Source organism: Micromonospora sp. LOL_023 (genome assembly GCF_048060115.1).
Taxonomy (GTDB): Bacteria; Actinomycetota; Actinomycetes; order Mycobacteriales; family Micromonosporaceae; genus Micromonospora_E.
In genome coordinates this window covers 1-1,403 of sequence record NZ_JBHMIM010000164.1, presented here as the reverse complement: position 1 = coordinate 1,403, position 1,403 = coordinate 1, and the positions used below count along the sequence as shown (strand labels likewise).

The following is a 1,403-nucleotide window of genomic DNA, read 5'->3' as shown; positions in this document are numbered from 1 at the left end:
CGTTGGGTGCGGAGCATGGCGTGGAGGACGTCGACGCGGCGGCGGGCGAGGCAGATGAGGGCGGCGTTGTGTTTCTTGCCCTCAGCGCGTTTGCGGTCGTAGTAGGCGCGGCTGAGCGGGTCTGCCAGGGCGGCGAACGCGGACAGGAAGAACGCGCGTTTCAGCTGCTTGTTGCCGCCCTTGGGTGGGTGTTCACCACGGATGCTGGTGCCGGATCGGCGGGTGACCGGGGCCAGACCGGCGTAGGCGGCCAGGTGACCGGCGGTGGGGAACGAGCTGCCGTCGCCGACTTCGAGCAGGATGCGGGCCGCGGTCCTGACTCCGATGCCGGGCATCGAGGTCAGGACCGGGGAAAGAGGGTGCGCATCGAGCATCCCCTCGACCTGTTCGGCGACCTGGTCGCGTTGTCGCAGCAGGTCACGCAGGTTGTCGGCGAGTCGGGGAAGGACGGTTTCGGCGGCGGTGGTGCCGGGGACCACGACGGTCTGCGCGTCGAGCGCGGTGAAGATCTGTTCGACCAGGCGGGCGCCCATGCGTGGCGCGCGGGCCTTGACGATCTCGGTGAGTTTCGCCCGGCCGGCCCTGCGGAATCCGGTGGGTCCGCCGCACCGCGAGATGGCCTCCAGGACGGCGGGGTGCTGCAGTTTCGGGCCGAGGACGCGTTCCAGGGGTGGGTGGATCTGGGTGAGCAGGCCCCGGATGCGGTTGCCAAGGCGGGTGACCTCGCCGGCGAGGTCGTCGTCGTAGCCGACCATCACCTCCAGTTCTGCCAGGGCGTCGTCGCCGGTGTCGACCCGACGCAGGGTTGTGAGGCAGGGTACGGGCGGCGTCGGCGATGACGTACGCGTCGCGGGCGTCGGTCTTCGCGGTCCCGGGGTGCAGGTCGGCCAGCCGGCGCATGACCAGACCGGGCAGGTAGGCCACCTGGTGGCCGCAGGCGCGGGCGACCGCGACGGGCAGCGCGCCGATCGAGGCGGGCTGGTCGACCACGGCCAGGATCCGGCCGTGCCGGGCGAGTTTGTCGAACAGTTTCCGTAGCCCGGTTTCGGTGTTGGGCAGCGTCGCGTCGTGCAGCCGCCTGCCGTCGCGGTTCAACGCGACCGCGTGGTGTCCTTCCTTGCCGACGTCGAGTCCGATGAAGACGCCGAACCCGTCGTGCACAGCCTGCCCTCCTCACCGCGATGGCCTGGCTCGGCCGCTGGTCACGGCGCCGGACTGCCGGCATCCACGTTACGGAGAGACCTACCCCACGACGGGGTGGCCGGGTCCCTATCAGCGGTCCGCCGACGCCACCCGGCCCGGCGACAACACCCCCCGGATCATGCGTACGACAGGGGCATTCAGTCATACCGAGCCGGGCGACCGAGCCGTCCCCGGCTGGGGACGATCAAAAAGGTAACGGG

General features: G+C 70.7%; 1 pseudogene. It reads right to left on the bottom strand.

Annotated elements, in window-relative coordinates:
• A pseudogene (locus ACFHVL_RS31265) lies at nt 1-1,161 on the bottom strand (IS110 family transposase); the annotation flags it as partial.
• Between the last annotated feature and the right edge of the window lie 242 nt (nt 1,162-1,403).